Annotated in this window: 16 protein-coding genes; 7 read left to right on the top strand and 9 right to left on the bottom strand. The window is 64.8% G+C overall.

Going from position 1 to position 17481, the window contains the following annotated elements; genetic code table 11:
• Position 1: 1 nt before the first annotated feature.
• Positions 2-202, top strand: a complete 201-nt coding sequence (locus HG549_RS21400) for a DUF1656 domain-containing protein (protein ID WP_103449874.1) — start codon at positions 2-4, stop codon at positions 200-202.
• 10 nt (positions 203-212) lie between these two features.
• Positions 213-1073: an HlyD family secretion protein gene (locus HG549_RS21395; RefSeq protein ID WP_170032529.1), complete on the top strand. Its 861-nt coding sequence runs from the start codon at positions 213-215 to the stop codon at positions 1071-1073.
• A gap of 179 nt (positions 1074-1252) precedes the next feature.
• Here HG549_RS21395 and HG549_RS21390 read toward each other — a convergent pair whose 3' ends face one another.
• Entirely contained in the window at positions 1253-1705 is a 453-nt protein-coding gene (locus HG549_RS21390) for a universal stress protein (protein ID WP_170032527.1), read from the bottom strand.
• A 159-nt stretch (positions 1706-1864) separates the two neighbouring features.
• Here HG549_RS21390 and HG549_RS21385 point away from each other — a divergent pair, with 159 nt between their 5' ends.
• The 5 genes from HG549_RS21385 to HG549_RS21365 all read left to right on the top strand — a co-directional run bounded on the left by HG549_RS21385 (position 1865) and on the right by HG549_RS21365 (position 7939).
• Positions 1865-2773, top strand: coding sequence for a LysR family transcriptional regulator (locus tag HG549_RS21385; protein WP_170032525.1), 909 nt, complete (start codon positions 1865-1867; stop codon positions 2771-2773).
• 155 nt (positions 2774-2928) lie between these two features.
• Positions 2929-4467 carry an MFS transporter gene (locus HG549_RS21380; RefSeq protein WP_170032523.1) on the top strand — a complete coding sequence of 513 codons (1539 nt, stop codon included), beginning with the start codon at positions 2929-2931 and terminating at the stop codon, positions 4465-4467.
• Between the two features lie 28 nt (positions 4468-4495).
• Positions 4496-5557: an HlyD family secretion protein gene (locus tag HG549_RS21375; protein ID WP_170032521.1), complete on the top strand. Its 1062-nt coding sequence runs from the start codon at positions 4496-4498 to the stop codon at positions 5555-5557.
• Positions 5554-7005, top strand: a complete 1452-nt coding sequence (locus HG549_RS21370; protein ID WP_170032519.1) for an efflux transporter outer membrane subunit — start codon at positions 5554-5556, stop codon at positions 7003-7005. The genes HG549_RS21375 and HG549_RS21370 overlap by 4 nt, the downstream gene beginning before the upstream one ends.
• Positions 7006-7144: 139 nt before the next feature.
• A complete protein-coding gene (locus HG549_RS21365) occupies positions 7145-7939 on the top strand; it encodes an SDR family NAD(P)-dependent oxidoreductase (protein ID WP_170032517.1) in 795 nt (264 codons plus the stop codon).
• A gap of 432 nt (positions 7940-8371) precedes the next feature.
• Here HG549_RS21365 and HG549_RS21360 read toward each other — a convergent pair whose 3' ends face one another.
• From HG549_RS21360 to HG549_RS21325, 8 genes are all read right to left on the bottom strand, one after another.
• Positions 8372-9184: an SDR family oxidoreductase gene (locus HG549_RS21360; protein ID WP_170032515.1), complete on the bottom strand. Its 813-nt coding sequence runs from the start codon at positions 9182-9184 to the stop codon at positions 8372-8374.
• Positions 9185-9333: 149 nt separating this feature from the next.
• Positions 9334-9798, bottom strand: coding sequence for a multidrug transporter (locus HG549_RS21355; RefSeq protein ID WP_170032513.1), 465 nt, complete (start codon positions 9796-9798; stop codon positions 9334-9336).
• A gap of 141 nt (positions 9799-9939) precedes the next feature.
• Positions 9940-11394, bottom strand: a complete 1455-nt coding sequence (locus tag HG549_RS21350) for a mannose-1-phosphate guanylyltransferase/mannose-6-phosphate isomerase (RefSeq protein ID WP_170034287.1) — start codon at positions 11392-11394, stop codon at positions 9940-9942.
• 35 nt (positions 11395-11429) lie between these two features.
• Positions 11430-12077: an alginate O-acetyltransferase AlgF gene (locus HG549_RS21345; protein ID WP_170032511.1), complete on the bottom strand. Its 648-nt coding sequence runs from the start codon at positions 12075-12077 to the stop codon at positions 11430-11432.
• Positions 12078-12094: 17 nt separating this feature from the next.
• Entirely contained in the window at positions 12095-13252 is a 1158-nt protein-coding gene (locus tag HG549_RS21340) for an alginate O-acetyltransferase (RefSeq protein ID WP_170032509.1), read from the bottom strand.
• Positions 13253-13262: 10 nt separating this feature from the next.
• On the bottom strand, positions 13263-14720 hold the full coding sequence (locus HG549_RS21335) for an MBOAT family protein (RefSeq protein WP_170032507.1): 1458 nt from the start codon (positions 14718-14720) through the stop codon (positions 13263-13265).
• A gap of 195 nt (positions 14721-14915) precedes the next feature.
• Complete coding sequence (locus tag HG549_RS21330) at positions 14916-16019, bottom strand: mannuronate-specific alginate lyase (RefSeq protein ID WP_170032505.1); 1104 nt, start codon at positions 16017-16019, stop codon at positions 14916-14918.
• Between the two features lie 7 nt (positions 16020-16026).
• Positions 16027-17469, bottom strand: coding sequence for an alginate O-acetyltransferase (locus tag HG549_RS21325; RefSeq protein ID WP_170032503.1), 1443 nt, complete (start codon positions 17467-17469; stop codon positions 16027-16029).
• Positions 17470-17481 lie beyond the last annotated feature (12 nt).

Below are 17481 nucleotides of genomic sequence, written 5' to 3'. Positions count from 1 at the left end.
CATGCCCCGCGAAATCGCCTTCCATGGCGTGTACTTGCCCACCATGACCTTGATGTTCCTGTTCGCCCTGGGCCTGGCCTGGGGCCTGGACCGGTTCATCGCCAGCCATGATGGCTACCGCTTCTTCTGGCACCCGGCGCTGCTGCGCCTGAGTCTGTTCGTCTGTCTGTTCGGCGCCCTGGCGCTGTCGCTCTACTGGTGAGAAACCTTCGATGAAAAAGTTCTTCAGCCTGATCGCCACCCTGCTGGTGCTGACCGCTGCCGTGGTGATCGGTCGCCAGTTGTGGCTGCATTACATGACCACGCCATGGACCCGTGATGGCCGCGTGCGCGCCGACATCATCAACGTCGCCGCCGACGTGCCCGGCTATGTGGTGGACGTGCCGGTCAAGGACAACCAGCGGGTGAAGAAGGGCGACCTGCTGATCCAGATCGACCCCGAGCACTACCAGCTGGCAGTCGACCAGGCCAAGGCCCTGGTCGCTTCGCGCAAGGCCACCTGGGAAATGCGCAAGGTCAACGCCAAGCGCCGCGCCGACATGGACAACCTGGTGATCTCCAAGGAAAACCGCGACGACGCCAGCAACATCGCCAACGCGGCCCAGGCCGACTACCAGCAAGCCCTCGCCGAGCTGGCAGCAGCCGAGCTGAACCTGAAGCGCACGCAGATCGTGGCCACGGTGGACGGCTACGTGACCAACCTGAATATCCACAAGGGTGACTATGCGCGCACCGGTGAAGCGGTGATGGCAGTGGTCGACGAGCACTCGTTCTGGGTGTACGGGTTCTTCGAAGAGACCAAGCTGCCGCATGTGCAGGTGGGTGACCAGGCCGAGCTGCAGATGATGAGCGGCGAGCGCATCAAGGGCCATGTAGAGAGCATCGCCCGTGGCATCTACGACCGTGACAACCCGCAAAGCCGCGAGCTGATCGCCGATGTGAACCCGACCTTCAACTGGGTACGCCTGGCGCAGCGGGTGCCGGTGCGTATTCACATTGACGAGGTGCCGGAAGGGTTCCTGCTGGCGGCGGGGACGACCTGTACGGTGGTGGTGAAGCCGAGTTCGCCTTGAGTGGTGTGGCGTCTGTGAGATCGAGCGCCGCCCGCGCGGCGTATCGCGGATAAATCCGCTCCTACGGCCGTGCAAACCGGCTGACAACCACGGCCGGACAGGCATGGCTGTAGGAGCGGATTTATCCGCGATGCGCCGCGCGGGCGGCGCTCGATCCCACAGGCGATACACTTCTCAAGTCATCCCCCCGCAGCCCCCACCAACACCGGCACCTCAACCCGGTCGATCACCTTCGCGCTGATCGACGGGTCCAGCAACCGCCCCAGCCGCGACAGGTGGCGGTGGCCCATGATGATCAGCTCGCAGTTCAGCTCCTGTGCCTTGCTGACAATTGCCTCGACCGGCTGCCCGGCAACCATGCAGCCCTGGCTGTCGAAGCCGGCCTGTTGCAATAGCGCCACCGCTTCGGCCACGGCGCGCTCACCCAGGCGTTGTTCCTCGCAGGCAGCGGGGTATTCCTCCAGTTCCTCGGTGGTGTAAGGCGCGGGTTGGTCGTGCACGGCGAAAGTCGAGTCGATGGCCAGCAGCACATGCAATTCATGATCGCCTGGGTGGCAATAGCGGCGGGCGAGGGTGAGCAGGGTGGTGGAGGCGGGGGAGGCGTCGATGGCGATCAGGACGGGGCTGGGCATGCGGGATCCTTGGCTGAGGCTGGCTGATGTGCCAATGCCTCATTTATGGCCGAACACGGCCAGCTAATAAATGCCCCGCCACGCACGAGCGCATTGCGCCTGGTGCAATCCGCCAACCTGCTACCATCGCCATTCCCACAGCTGTCACGGAAAACGGCCATGCAACTCCCGGACATGAACCTGCTCGTCGCCCTCGATGCCCTGCTCGACGAAGGCAGTGTGGTCGGCGCGGCGCAGCGCATGAACCTGAGCCCGGCGGCGATGAGCCGAACCCTCGGGCGTATCCGTGATGCCCTGGGCGACCCGATCCTGGTGCGTGCCGGCCGTGGCCTGGTGCCGACGCCGCGGGCACTGGCCCTGCGTGAGCAGGTGGCAACCCTGGTGGAGCAGGCCGGCGAGGTGTTCCGCAGTGCCGACGAGGTTGACCTGCCCAAGCTCGACCGGGCCTTCAATATCCGCACCAACGACCTGTTCATTGCCCTGTACGGCGCCCAGCTGCTACGGCGCATGCACGAACAGGCGCCGCGCACGGTGCTGCGCTTCGTGCCGGAAAGCCCCGGCGGTGATGATGACAGCGTGCTGCGCGACGGGCGTACCGACCTGATCATCAGTTCGACCATGGAGCTGGGCCCGGAGATCAAGGTGCAGAGCCTGTTCCAGACTTACTATGTGGGCCTGGCCAGGCGCGATCACCCGATTTTCCAGCAGCCGATCACGCCCACCAGTTTCGCCAGTTATCCACAGATCAGCGTGTCTCGCCGTGGTCGTGCCAACGGCCCGATCGATGTCGAGCTGGCCAACTGCAAGGTGCAGCGGCGGGTGGCGTTGATTACCCCGAGCTTTCACTCGGCGCTGTTTTCCCTACCGGATTCCGACCTGATCCTGCCGATGCCGGCGAATATTCTCAACAGCGTGCACAAGCTTGGGCTACCGCTGCGTTCATTCGAGATCCCGGTGCCGTTGGAGCGGGTGACCGTGCTGCAGGCATGGCATCCCCGCTTCCACAATGACCCGGCGCATCGCTGGTTGCGGCAGATCTTGAAGGCTTGCTGCAGTGTCGACCCTTGATCGCGGGTTGGCTGCTTCGCCGGCATACCCGGGAAGCAGTGCTGATATGGATTGCGCCTGACGCAACTTAAACCTACCGATAAGTCAGTTTTCGTCAGCATTCGACCTTCTTAGACTTGCTCCAGTCGCAAATTTGTTGCCGGAGATGTCTACCCATGAGTTCCCTGTCCGCCCCGTCTGCCGCGCTCGCCGCGCCTGCGCCGGCAGCCCCTGCGCAGGCCGCGTTCGGCCTGCAGGTAGTGGTCGGGCTGTTCGGCGTATTGCTGGCCGTGTTGTGCGCAGGGCTCAACGAATCGGTGACCAAGATCTCCCTGGCCGATATCCGCGGCGCCATGGGTATCGGTGCCGACGAAGGCGCCTGGCTGCTGGCGGTGTACAGCGCTGCCTCGGTGTCGGCCATGGCCTTCGCGCCCTGGCTGGCCACCACCTTCTCGTTACGGCGTTTCACCCTGTACGCCATTGGCTTGTTCGCGTTGCTCGGCCTGCTGCAACCGTTCGCCCCCAACCTGCACAGCCTGATGCTGCTGCGTGTGCTCCAGGGCTTCGCCTCGGGCGCGCTGCCGCCAATGCTGATGAGCGTGGCCCTGCGCTTCCTGCCGCCGGGCATCAAGGTCTATGGCCTGGCCTGCTATGCGCTCACCGCCACCTTTGGGCCCAACCTCGGCACGCCGCTGGCGGGGCTGTGGACCGAATACGTCGGCTGGCGCTGGGCGTTCTGGCAGATCATCCTGCCCTCGGCAGTGGCCATGGTCTGTGTCGGCTGGGGCCTGCCGCAGGACCCGCTACGCCTGGAGCGCTTCCGGCAGTTCGACTGGCGTGGCGTGCTGCTCGGCCTGCCTGCCATCAGCTGTATCGTGCTGGGCTTGTCGCTGGGCGACCGCTGGGGCTGGTTCGATTCGCCGCTGATCTGCTGGCTGCTTGGCGGTGGCCTGCTGTTGCTGGTGCTGTTCATGTACAACGAATGGTCCGAGCCGCTGCCGTTCTTCCAGCTGCGCATGCTGTCGCGGCGCAACCTGAGTTTCGCCCTGGTCACCCTGGCCGGGGTGCTGATCGTGCTCTCCGGTGTGGGCAGCATCCCTTCGGCCTACCTCGCGCAGCTGCAGGGCTATCGCCCGGCGCAGACCAGCCCGTTGATGCTGCTGGTGGCGATGCCGCAACTGGTAGCCCTGCCACTGACGGCGGCGCTGTGCAACATCCGCGCAGTGGACTGCCGCTGGGTGCTGGGCGTCGGCCTGGCGTTGCTGGCGGTGTCCTGCCTTGGCAGCAGCCTGCTGACCGCCGAGTGGATCCGTGGCGACTTCTATCCGTTCTACCTGCTGCAGGTGTTTGGCCAACCGATGGCCGTGCTGCCGCTGCTGATGCTGTCCACCAATGGCATGTCCCCGCAGGAAGGCCCCTTCGCTTCCAGCTGGTTCAACACCGTGAAGGGCCTGGCAGCGGTGGTTGCCGGTGGCCTGCTGGACGCCCTGGGCACCATACGCCGGCACTTTCATTCCAACCACCTGGTAGACAGCCTGGGCAACGCCCCGTTGGTCGACGACAACGCCGTGGGCCTGGCCAAGCGTATCCACGAACAGGCGTTGGTGCTGACGTCGGCCGACCTCTACCTGGTCATGGCCGGCATTGCCACGGCCTTGATCTGCCTGATTCCTTTCGTGCCTACCCGGGTCTACCCACCGCGCGCGGTGGCTTGAACCCGGGGTGAATTCGAGAACTGCTGAAATGACCAACAACCGTAAGACCCTGATCATCGGCTCGGTGCTTGCCGTGGCCGTCCTGGCCGGCATCGTCGGCCCCTGGCTGTTCGGCAGCGACCACCGCCAGAGCACCAATGATGCCTATGTGGTCGCCGACTACACCGTGGTCGCGCCGAAGGTCGCCGGCTTCATCAAGGAGGTGCTGGTGGAAGACAACCAGCAGGTCAAGGCCGGCCAGCTACTGGCGACCATCGATGCCCGCGACTACCAGGCTGCGCTGGATGCCGCGCAGGCGCAGCTGTTGGTGGCCAAGGCGCAGAGCGCCGACGCCAGGGCCACTTTGGAGCGCCAGGCCGCACTGATTGCCCAGGCCGAGGCCGAGGTGAAAGCCGCCCAGGCCGAAGCCGCATTCGCCGACCATGAAGTGAACCGCTACAGCCGCCTGGCCGAGCAGGGGGCCGGTACCGTGCAGAATGCCCAGCAGGCGCGCAGCAGGGTCGACCAGGCGCGTGCACGCCTGGCCAATGCCCAGGCGGCGTTGCTGGCAGCGCGCAAACAGGTGGACATCCTCGGTGCCCAGGTGGCCAGTGCCGATGGCCAGCTCAAGCGTGCCGAGGCGGGGCTGGAAAAGGCCCAGCTCGACTTGTCCTACACCCGCATCACGGCGCCGGTGGACGGCATGGTCGGTGAGCGCGCCCTGCGCGTCGGCGCCTACGTCAACCCGGGCGCCCGCCTGCTGTCGGTGGTGCCGTTGCAGCAGGCCTACGTGGTCGGCAACTTCCAGGAAACCCAGCTGACCCATGTGCAGCCTGGCCAGGCGGTGAGCATCAGTGTCGACACCTTCGCTGGCGAGCGGCTGCACGGCCATGTGGAAAGCATCGCCCCGGCCACCGGGGTGACCTTCGCCGCGGTCAAGCCGGACAACGCCACTGGCAACTTCACCAAGGTGGTGCAGCGCATTCCGGTGAAGATCGTCTTCGATGACGGTCAGCCGCTGTTAACCCGCCTGCGCGTGGGCATGTCGGTGGAAGCGACCATCGATACCCGTGGCGACACGCTGCATGGCAAAGAGGTGAGCACGCGATGAAACCGGCATTACGCTTGAGCCCGTTGCTGCTGGCCGTGTGGCTGGCCGGCTGCACCTTGGGCCCGGATTTCCAGCGCCCCGACAGCCAGGCACCGCAACAGTGGGCGCCGCTGCAAGGCGAGGCGGCGGCCAGCCAGGCGCAGGCCGAACCGCTGGAACTGCGCTGGTGGGAGAGCTTTCATGACGCCCGCCTGAGTGCCTTGATCCAGCGCGTTGCCGAGCGCAACCTGGACCTGCAGATGGCCAGCGCCCGGCTGCTGCAAAGCCGGGCCCTGCGCAGCAGTGTCGCTGCCGATGAGGTACCGTCGGTGGAGGTGAACGCCGGCTATAGCCGCGCGCGCAACAGTGCCGATGGCCTGAGCGACCCGTCCGGCAAGGCGGGCAAGGCAGCCTTCAACCTCTGGCAGGGCGACCTGGTGGCCGGCTGGGAGCTGGACCTGTGGGGCCGCGTGCGGCGCCAGGTCGAAGCAGCCGATGCTACTGTCGAAGTGGCCGAAAACGACCGTCGCGGCGTGCTCCTGGCACTGCTTGCGGAAACCGCCGGCAACTACATCCAGCTGCGCGCCGTGCAGCACACCATCGATGTCACCCAGGACAACCTCAAGGTCGCCCGGCACAGCCTGAAGCTCTCCGAGGCCCGCCAGGCCGAAGGCGTCGCCACCCGGCTTGACGTGGCCCAGGCCAGTGCCCAGGTGGCTTCGATCGAGTCGCGCCTGCCAAGCCTCGAGGCCCGCCGCGACGACCTGGTCAACGCCCTCAGCCTGCTCGCCGCCGAACCGCCGCGCAGCTTGCAGGCTGAACTGCTCAAGGGCGGCGAACTGCCTATGCCGCAGCAGAACTTTGCCATCGGCCTGCCGTCCGAACTGGCCGAGCGCCGTCCGGACATTCGCCAGGCCGAGGCTCGCCTGCATGCTGCGACTGCCAGCATTGGCGTGGCCAAGGCCGATTTCTACCCGAGTATCCGGCTGTCGGGCAGCGTCGGTTTGCAGGCCATGCAGCTGTCCGATCTGGGTGGCTGGGACTCACGACGCTTCGCCTTCGGCCCTCAACTGTCGTTGCCGATCTTCGAGGGTGGCCGGCTCAAGGGCACCTTGGAACTGCGCGAGGCACAGCAGCAGGAAGCGGCGCTGAACTATCGCAAGGTGGTGCTCGGCGCCTGGCATGAAATCGACGATGTGCTACGCCTGTACAACGCCAGCCAGTTGCGCCGTGACCACCTGGCAGAGGCGGTGCGGCAGAACCGCATCGCCCTGGAAACTGCCCAGCGCCAGTATGTGGAAGGGGCGGTGGACTTCCTCAATGTGCTGACGGTGCAGGGCGCATTGCTGGCCAGTGAGGAGCAGTGGATCGACAGCTCGGCGGCGGTGTCGCAGGCGCTGGTGGGGCTGTACAAGGCTTTGGGTGGTGGCTGGCAGGCATTCGATCAGCCGCTGGCCAACAAGGTGTGAGTTTCGGGGGCCGCTTGGCGGCCCATCGCGACGCAAGGCCGCTCCTACCGGCGGACACGAATCCCTGTAGGAGCGGCCTTGCGTCGCGATGGGCTGCAAGGCAGCCCCGGCAATTGTCCTGATTACCGAGGAGGCACAAATGCACATTACCCTGAACGGCAAGCGCGCCATCGTCAGCGGCTCCACCGCCGGCATTGGCCTGGCCATCGCCATCGGCCTGGCCGAGGCGGGCGCCGAAGTGGTCCTCAACGGTCGCACCCAGGCCCGGGTCGACGAAGCCCTGAGAGGCGTGCGCGAGCGCCTGCCACAAGCCCGCATCATCGGCATCGCCGCCGACCTCGGCACCCAGGCCGGTGCGCAGACATTGTTCGACCAGGTGCCGCACACCGATATCCTGGTCAACAATCTCGGCATCTTCGAGCCCAAGCCGTTCTTCGAGATTGACGATGCCGACTGGCAGCGCTTCTTCGACGTCAACGTGCTCAGCGCCGTGCGCCTGTCGCGCCATTACGCCCAGGGCATGGCGGAGCGCAATTGGGGGCGGGTGATCTTCCTGTCCAGTGAATCGGCACTGCAGATCCCGACCGAGATGATCCACTACGGTATGACCAAGACCGCGTTGCTGGCGGTGTCGCGTGGGTTGGCCGAGACCCTGGCCGGGACTGGCGTGACGGTGAATTCGGTGTTGCCAGGGCCCACGCGCTCGGAGGGAGTGGGGGACTTCTTCGCCAAGCTGGCCGCGGAGCAAGGGGTGTCGACTGAAACGCTGGAGGCGAACTTCCTCGCCGAACACCGACCGACCTCGCTGATCAAGCGGCTGGCGACGGTGGAGGAGGTGGCGAACATGGTGGTGTACCTGGCTTCGATGCAGGCCAGTGCCACCACCGGGGCGGCCTTGCGGGTGGATGGGGGCGTACTGCGTTCAATAGCCTGATTGCTTGTGGCGGGTGCGGTGGATGGCACCGGCCTTGCCGGTGATCGCGGCTGAAGCCGCTCCTACAGGTACGGCGTCAACCCGAAGCCGGCGCGTTCACACCTGTAGGAGCGGATTTATCCGCGATGCAGGCGACGCGGTAGCTGGCCACCGGCTGTGCCGGTGATCGCGGCTGAAGCCGCTCCTACAGGTACGGCGTCAACCCGAAGCCGGCGCGGCTCACACAGGTAGGAGCGGATTTTATCCGCGATGCAGGCGACGCGGTGGCTGGCACCGGCTTCGCCTACAGGTACGGCGTCAACCCGAAGCCGGCGCGGCTCACACAGGTAGGAGCGGATTTATCCGCGATGCAGGCGACGCGGTGGCTGGCACCGGCTGTGCCGGTGATCGCGGCTGAAGCCGCTCCTACAGCCGGCGCAGGCGGCCGAACATTCAGAGCGGGCGCAGCAGGCCAAAGCGCTTGCGCAGCGCCCAGTCCAGCAACCGCCGCGGCAGCAGCCGGGCCATCAGCGGCAAGGCCGTGCTGCCATTGCCCAGGCGCACCATTGCCGGCACCGGCGACTTGCCGACCGCTGCCAATACGCCCTGGGCAAACACCGCCGCCGAAGTCGGTTTGTCCTGCGACGCACGTGCCCGAGCCTGCACCTGCTCACGCAACGGCCACCACGCCGAATCCGCCGCCAGCACCTGCTCGGCCTGGCGCTGGGCATTGCTGGCGAACTGCGAGGCAATCGCCCCCGGCTGCACTTCCATCACCCGCACGCCGAACGGTGCCAGCTCCAGGCGCAAGGCATCGCTCAGCGCATGCACGGCGGCTTTCGAGGCGCAGTAGGCACCGGCGAAGGGGGTGACCAGCACGCCGGAAACGCTGCCGATGTTCACCACCAGGCCGCGCGTACGGCGTAGCAGCGGGAACAGCGCGCGGGTGACGCCGACCACGGCGAAGACGTTGGTTTCGAACTGCTGGCGCAGGGCGTCCACACCGCCATCGAGCAACGGGCCCATGGCACCGTATCCGGCGTTGTTGATCAGGATGTCGAGGGTTTCCAGCTCTTCGGCCAGGCGGGCCAGGGCTGCGCTGTCATTCACGTCCAGTAGCCGGGCGGTGAAACCGGCGGCGTTCAGTTGCTCGACATCTTCCGGTTTGCGGGCAGTGGCCCAGACATGGTGGCCGGCATCGCGGAAGGCGTCGGCCAGGGCGCGGCCGATGCCGCTGGAACAACCGGTGATCAGGACGGTGGGCATGGTTGGGACCTGTTGTCTGGGAAGTTTGTGTTGCCTGTGCCGGCCTGTTCGGGAGTGAACCCGCTTCCACCGGGATAGCGCCGCTGTTGAGCGCAACGCTGCTGCTGTGGCAGCGGTTCAGCCGCGAACAGGGCGGCACAGGCAAACGATCAATTGGCAAATGTACCTTGCAGGTGCTCTGCCCGGAACTCCAGGGTTTGCGGCCGGTAGCCGGAACGCAGGGGTGGCAGCGGCAGGCAGTCTTTCCATTCTGCCCCCGGTTGCAGCTCGCCCGGCCCACGGTAGCGTGGGGCGTTGTAGGTGTTCTCGGCCAGGTTCACGGTATCGCCCGGCGCATACGCCGCCACCCGCCAGCGCAGTTCGGTCAACGGGACGTCGTTGCCATTCTTCATGTGTACCTGCAGGGCACGGTCGGCGGGGCAGTGTTCGGGGGCGTAGGTCAGGCGCAGGTCCAGGCGGGCCAACCGCGAGGTTTCGCGGGCATCCTGCCAGACAACGAACAGGGCAACCAGGCCCAGGCCGCACACGGCCGCCAGCGAGATCGGCAGGGCCTTGGCCGGGTAGCGCAACAGCAGCACCAGCCAGGTAAGAATGAGGAAGGCACCGATGATCATGATGGGCTGATTCCGACCGGGGACTCAGACATCTTGGAGCGCCAAGCGGCAAGCTGCAAGCCACAAGAAAAAAGCGGGACGGTGGTGAACCCGCGCTCGCAGATTCACCTCCGTCCCGCTTTTTTCTTGCAGCTTGCAGTTTTACTGCGCGATGGTCTTCACCGAAACGCCACGCTCGATCGGCGTGGAAGTGCGCCCATACACGTCTTCGAAGCGCTCGATGTCGTCCTCGCCCAGGTAGCTGCCGGATTGTACCTCGATGATCTCCAGCGGGATCTTGCCCGGGTTGCGCAGGCGGTGCACCGAGGCGATCGGGATGTAGGTCGACTGGTTCTCGGTCAGCAGGAACACGTTCTCGTCACAGGTTACCTCGGCAGTGCCGGACACCACGATCCAGTGCTCGGCGCGGTGGTGGTGCATCTGCAGCGACAGGCTGGCGCCCGGCTTGACGGTAATGTGCTTGACCTGGAAGCGGCCGCCCATGTCCACCGAGTCGTACGAACCCCACGGGCGGTACACTTCCAGGTGGTTCTGGGTTTCGCTGCGGCCCTGCTCGTCGAGGGTCTTGACCATCTGCTTGACGCCCTGGACCTTGTCCTTGTGGGCAATCATCATGGCGTCCTTGGTCTCGACCACCACGATGTTTTCCAGGCCGATCACCGATACCAGCTTGCCGTTGCCGTGGATCATGCAGTTGTGGCTGTCCTGTACCACCACGTCGCCCTTGGTGACGTTGCCGTTGTCGTCCTTCTCGTGCACTTCCCACAGCGACGACCAGCAGCCCACGTCGCTCCAGCCGGCCGACATCGGCACCACGCAGGCGCGCTGGGTCTTTTCCATCACCGCGTAGTCGATGGAGTTGTCCGGGCAGCAGGCGAAGGTGGCTTCGTCGATGGTCAGCACATCGCCGTCTTCACGGCTGCGCTCCAGGGCCAGCACGCAGGTGTCGTAGATGTCGCCGTCGTGCTTCTTCAGCTCTTCGAGGAAGCGGCTGGCACGGAACAGGAACATGCCGCTGTTCCAGAAGTAGCCACCGGCCTGGACGAATTCGGCAGCGCGTTTCTCGTCGGGCTTCTCGACGAACTGGGCAACGCGGGCCACGCCTTCCGGCAGCAGGGCATCCTGGCTGGAGCGGATGTAGCCATAGCCGGTTTCCGGCTTGGTCGCCGGTACGCCGAACAGCACCATCTCGCCACGCTCGGCGGCCACGGTGGCCAGGGCCAGGGCACGTTGCAGGGCCTTCTGGTCATCGATCACGTGGTCGGCGGGCAGCACCAGCATCAGCTCGTCGCGGCCTTCGTTGACCAGTTTCATCGCCGCCATGGCCACCGCCGGGGCAGTGTTGCGGCCGAACGGCTCCATCAGGATGCCTTGGGTTTCCAGCTTCAACGCGGCCAGTTGCTCCTGGACGATGAACTTGTGGTCCTTGTTGCAGACCACGATTGGGGTGTCCATGCCTTCGAACACCAGGCGTTCCAGGGTTTGCTGGAACAGGGTGTGCTCACCGGTCAGGGCCAGGAACTGCTTGGGGAACTGCTTGCGCGACAGAGGCCACAGACGGGAACCGCTACCACCAGAAAGAATTACCGGGATCATCATGTTTCTCCAATAGTCGTTTAGAGGCAGGGAAATCAGTTGTTAGCCACGGGGCGAGTTACCCACACCGGCGACAAGGCGTTGCCGGAACCCGTTACGTACAGCACTGCGGCTTCGCCGCGCTCCAGGGCGACCGGTTTGACGTCACCCACTTTCTTGTCTCCTTGGTACAGCGCCAGGTTGACCTTGACCGGGTTGATCTCACGCTCGCCACGGCCGTTGGCGGCCACTGGCTTGACCACTTCGGTCTTGCCGTCGGCAGTCTTCAGGGTCAGTTGCTGGTCGCTCAGGTTCTGCACGCGAACCAGGGCTTTCTGCTTGTTCTTGAACGGCGGCTCTTCGATCAGCTTCGGGCTGCCGTTGGCGCTGTTGACCAGGGTGTAGTACTTGTCCGAGGCCAGCTTGACCGGCACGCTCTTGCCGCCGACCTGGGCGGTATAGTCACCGCCTGGCAGGAAGCTGAAGTCGCTGCTGGCCTGGGCGCCAACCTGCTTGATCTGGGTATTGCCGACCGAGGCTGCGGTCGGGGTGCTGGAAGCGTTGTACAGGCGCACGAAGGTCGAACCTTTTGGTGCAGTCGGGCCGTACAGCGCGGCGTCGGCACCGGCGAATGCCTGCATCGAGGCCAGGGACAGGCCGGCCGCGAGGGTGAGGGCTTTGGCAATGGAAGTCTTGGTAGTCATTGGCGTGTTCCTCTCTATCAGTGGTTCGTCCGGGTGGACGACAAGGCCAGGTTTTCTTCGGATTTACGGGAGTTCTTCAGCTGCGCGATCCACTGTGGGTCGAAGCTGCTGAGGTCGTTCTTCATTGGCAGATAACGTTCGGGGAATTCCCACACCACCACTTGCGGTGCGGCGTTCTTGAAGGCATCGCTTTGCAGGTACTTGAGCATCGGCAGCAGCGGGCCGTGGCCGTCTTCGGCGTAGTTGGCCACGTCGCTGCGCAGCGCCTGCTGCAGCGCACCGAGGAAGTTCCAGTGCGGGTTGGCGCTGTAGCTGGTGCCTACCAGGGCTACCGGGATCTGCTTGTCGGCGAACAGTGCGTCACCGCCTTCACCTTCGGCCTCGACCGGGCGGGTGGTGCGTTTCTGCAGGTTGTCCGGGGCTGGCAGCAGGTTGCTGAACAGCGGGTCCAGTGGCAGGAAATTGGTCAGGTCGCCCTTGTACGGTGCGGTGCTGCCGGCTTCGGTGATGAACGCCTGTGGCTCACCGTTGAGCAGGCTTTGCCGGCCGACGGCTTCGGCCAGTGCCTGGGCCGCCACCTCGGCGCCCATCGGCGTCCAGTGGGTATCGGTGCGCAGGAACACCTGGCCGCGGGCCTTGGCCTGCTCCAGCGGTGCCATCAGGTCCGGGGCGAACACGTTGGCCTGGCGCGCCTGGGCATGGAACTGGTTGTACAGGTCGTCATGCAGGCTGGTCGGCAGTTCCTTGCCCAGGTATTCGGCGTACACCCGCGCCTTGGCCGGCACGATCGCCAGCACCAGCTGGCTGCCGTGCTGCTGCAGGGTGTCGCGTACACCACGGATCAGCGCCAGGTTTTCCGCCATCAGTTGCTCGGCCCCGGCGGTTGGCTTGAATTCTTCGTCGCTGAACAGCCACTGGTCGCGGCCCAGTACCACGCCGGGGCGGCCTTCATTGAACAGCTTGAAATCCATCGCCGCCCACAGGTTGGTGCCCAACCGCTTGATCGGGAAGTGCTCGTCGTAGTGGGTCTCGGCGGCCTTGGCCAGCTTGCCGTTGAGCAGGGTCATCTGCTCGGTGCGCTGGAAGCTTTGCAGGCCACCGGTCGACCACACGCCCATGCCTACCAGCAGGCCGAGGAACGACAGTGAATAGGTGATGCGTAAGGTGCGGGTCATGTCATCCACCTCAGAACTGGAAGTAGAGGAACGGCGAGTAGCTCTGCGCCGAAAGCTTGAGGATCGAGGCCACGAACAGCAGCAGCACCAGGGCGCGGGTCATCACCCGGGTCCAGTCCAGGCCGATCGAGCCGTCGGCGTTGACCGCCACCGGGGTGGCCTTGGGCGTCGGCTTGGCATTGCGATAGAAGTCACGCAGGCCGAAGAACGCCAGGGTGATGTAGGCAACCACCAGGGTGGCGACCTGCAGGCCGGTGAGCTGGGCGCGGTTGAGTTCCGACAGCTGCCAGTCGCCGAAGCTGAACATGGCGCCGTACATGCGGCCGGCCACTTCCAGGTTTTCGGCGCGGAAGATCACCCAGCCGACCACCACCAGCAGGAAGGTGAAGGCCCACTTCACCGGGTTGAAGCGCTGCGGGTTGGTGTCGATGCCCAGCGCGCGCTCGATGGCCAGCCACATGCCATGCCACGCGCCCCAGATGATGTAGGTGAAGTTGGCGCCGTGCCACAGGCCGCCCAGCAGCATGGTCAGGAACAGGTTGCGGTAGGTGTTGAAGGTGCCTTTGCGGTTACCGCCCAGGGTGATGTACAGGTAGTCGCGCAGCCAGGTCGACAGGCTGATGTGCCAGCGCCGCCAGAACTCGGTGATCGACTGGCTGATGTACGGCTGCTTGAAGTTCTCCATGAAGCGGAAGCCCATCATCAAGCCCAGGCCGATGGCCATGTCGCTGTAGCCGCTGAAGTCGAAGTACAGCTGCGCGGTATAGGCCAGGGCACCGAGCCAGGCATCGCCAGTGGTCGGGTTTTGCAGGGCGAAGCAGTGGTCGGCCACCACTGCCAGGGTGTCGGCGATGAACACTTTCTTGATGAAGCCCTGCATGAAGCGGGTGCAGCCTTCGGAGAACTTGTCCAGGGTGTGGGTGCGGTTGTTGAACTGGTCGACCAGGTCCTTGAAGCGCAGCACAGGGCCGGCGATCAGGTGCGGGAAGATCGCCACGAACGCGGCAAAGTCGATCAGGTTGCGGGTGGCCGGGGTGTCGCCGCGATACACGTCGATGATGTAGCTGATCGACTCGAAGATGTAGAACGAGATACCGATCGGCAGCAGCACGTGGGTGAGGATGAACGGCTCCAGGCCGAACGAGGTGATGATCGCGTTCAGGCTGTCGACACCGAAATTGGCGTACTTGAAGTAGCCGAGGATCGCCAGGTCGACACCCACGCCGAGCAGCAGCCAGCGCTGGGCGGGCTTGGTGCGGACCCCGGCGGCGCCGACTTTCAGGCCGATCCAGTAGTTCCACAGGGTGACCCCGGCGAACAGGGCCAGGAAGTCCACTCGCCACCAGGCGTAGAAGATGTAGCTGGCGACCAGCAGCAACAGGTTGCGATAACGTTGCCCGCTCAAGTAATACAAGCCGAGGAAGATCGGCAAGAACAGGAACAGGAACACGTTGGACGAGAAGACCATCCCGGTTCTCCTTTTTGTTCACAGCATCCGGGGCACAGCGCCCCCCAAACCCCCCACTGAAAAAGTGGGGGAAGCCTTGGTACCTGTGGGAGCGGGCATGCCCGCGAACAAGGGCGAAGCCCTTGCCATGCACCGCGGTGCATTCTTCGCGGGCATGCCCGCTCCCACAGGTTCCGACCCCCAAAGGGGTTCAACTCATTTCTTGCTCTCTGCGCTCGGGTCGTAGACCCGGGTCAGGTCGCCGCCCAGCCGGAAGCTGTTGAACGGCTGCATGCCGCGCTTGCGTTGCAGGGTGTCGCCGTTGCACGCATACAGGCTGCAGTAGGGCTCCATCCACGAGTACTTGCTGTCGATCTTCAGGTCTTGCATGTCCTGCTTCTCGCCATTGCGGGCTTTGAACACGCTGGGGTCCTTCACGCCGGCCAGCACCCGCTGCGCCAGGCGCTGCAGGGCGTTGTCGTTCTCGCTGCGCACATCCACGCCGTTGACCTGGGCAAAACTGGCGATCATCGCCAGCGGCGGCAGGGCGTAGTTGTGGTAGGCCAGGGCGCGTTGCTTGCGCTTCAGCTCGTTGGGCAGGAAGCCCTGCGCATCGACCTGGTTGGCACCAATCCGGTATTCCTTCACGGCCCAGTCGAACAGGTCGCGACGGTCGGTGGCCACGGCGGTGGCCATCACCGCCCAGGCTGCCCAGTAGCTGTGGTTGTTGATCTTCTCCAGGGGCAGGTCGCTCCAGTCGCGCACGGTCTGCTCGGCGAGGCGGGCGAACCATTTCTCGATCAGCTCGGCCTCGGCCTGGTGCGCGGCCAGCGGCTGCGAGTTGGAGAACTTCAGGCGCAGCCACGAACCGCTCATGCTGCCCAGCGCCCATTTGCGCATCGACTTGCCGGTGTGGTTGTAGTCGGTGGACATCAACGCATCGGCACGTGCCCAGCTGCCCAGCCAGGCCAGGGCGCATTCGAGCTGCGCCGGGCGGCCGTCACGCATGTACTGGCCGATCATCTTGCTCACGCCTTTTTCAAGGGTGGTGATGTCTTCGGTGGACTTGCGAAAGGCCTTTTCCGAATTGACGTTGAGGGTGGCCCGCGCCTTGTCCGAACCTTCGTACTTGCTGCGGAACTGCAAGGCGCCGGTGTACGGCTTGGGCACGGCTTCGCAGCGGAAGTTACCGTCGTTGGTCTTGAGCTTCTCGATCCCTTCGTAGTACCCCTGTGGCGGCACCAGCGCGGCATGCGCGGCACCACCGAACAAGGCCAGGGCGAGCAGGGCAGGGCGGAAAATTCGCTTGAACGCAGTCATGGTCGCCTCACTGGCCGGCCTGCGCGGTCTGCGCGGGCACGGCGAAGTTGTTGCGTTTGCAGAGCTTGGCCTCGACTTTCTGGGTGCCGCTTTCCGGGCCCTGTACCTCGAAGGCCAGCAGGCTCTGGCTGGCCCAGTCCTCGTCTTCGCGCATCTGGAAGACGAAACGGCCATCGGTATCGGCGGTTTCCGGTTTTTCCAGCTTGATGTCCTCGTGGCGGCCGTTGAGGTACCACAGGGTGGCCTGCAGGACTTTCACCGACGGGTCCTCGAACTTCACGTCCATCTGGATGTTGCGGTTGACCAGGTCTTTGATCACGCCGCCCTTGCCGTTCACCATCAACTCGTTCTTGCCCGGCTTGAGGGTGGTGCTGGCGCTCATCAGCGCCGGGCGGTTATCGCAGCCGTCATCGAGCAGGCCAAGGATCTGCCGCCAGATGGTTTCCTGGTCCAGGCGGTACAGCGGGGAGAATTCCCAGATCAGGATCTTCGGCGGGTTCTTCTTGAATTCCTCGCTGCCCAGGTACTGGATCATCGAGCCTTCCAGGCCGCCACCGGGGAAGGCGACGTTGAGCACGTCGGCACCGATGTACTGTTGCAGGAAGCCGGCGAAGTTGTAGTTCTTGCCGCTGTGGCTGGTGCCGACCAGGGTGATCTGGGCGTTGCCGGCGTCACCGAACAGGTCGTCACCGCCACCGTCGGAGCCCTTCGGCTCGGTGGTGAACTGGTCCATGTACTGGACGGCATAGCTGGTGCCACAGAGCTGGCCGGCAACGTTGTGCAGGGTGCCGGTCTTGCCCATGCGGCCAGACTTCTTCGTCTCGAATTCCTTGCGCGGGATGCCTTCGAAAGCCGGCATCTTGTGCACGGTTTCGGCCACGATCTTCGCCGCGCGCTCGGCGCCGTACGGCGTCCAGTGCTGGTCGCCACGGAAGTAGAAGTCCTTGCCCTGGTCGGCGGCAGCCAGCTGTTCGTTGGTCAGCGGCGACAGGTCGGGCACGTTGTAGCCCATGCTGGCGAAGCGCTTGAGCATCGCCTGGTAGTTGCCCAATGCCTTCTGGTAGTCGAAGGCAGCTTTTTCTGCCGGGTTGAGCATGTTGCGGTTCACCAGGCCACGGGTCGGCTGGTACACCACTACCAGTTCCACGCCGCGCTTCTTGAACGCGTCGTGCACCTGCTGCAGGCGCTTGTAGCCAGCCGGGGTGGTGGTGAACTCGGTGCGCAGGTCTTCGCGGGTACGGAACAGCCAGTCACCCTGGGCCTGCACCAGCGTGGTGAAGTTCTGCTGGTAACGGGTGGTGTAGCGGCTGGGGTCGTGCGCTTCCGGGCACAGCTGGCAGCAAGGCTCGGCGGTGAAGGTCGGGGCCTTCACTTCGTCGGCGCTCACGCCCTGGCTGATGGCCAGGAGGGCAGTGGACAGGCCCAGCAGTTTCATCAGGTGTGGAGTCATGGTCTGGGCTTC

The organism is Pseudomonas sp. SK (genome assembly GCF_012975065.1).
GTDB classification, from domain to species: Bacteria; Pseudomonadota; Gammaproteobacteria; order Pseudomonadales; family Pseudomonadaceae; genus Aquipseudomonas; species Aquipseudomonas anuradhapurensis.
This window is presented reverse-complemented; position numbering and strand designations above follow the sequence as displayed.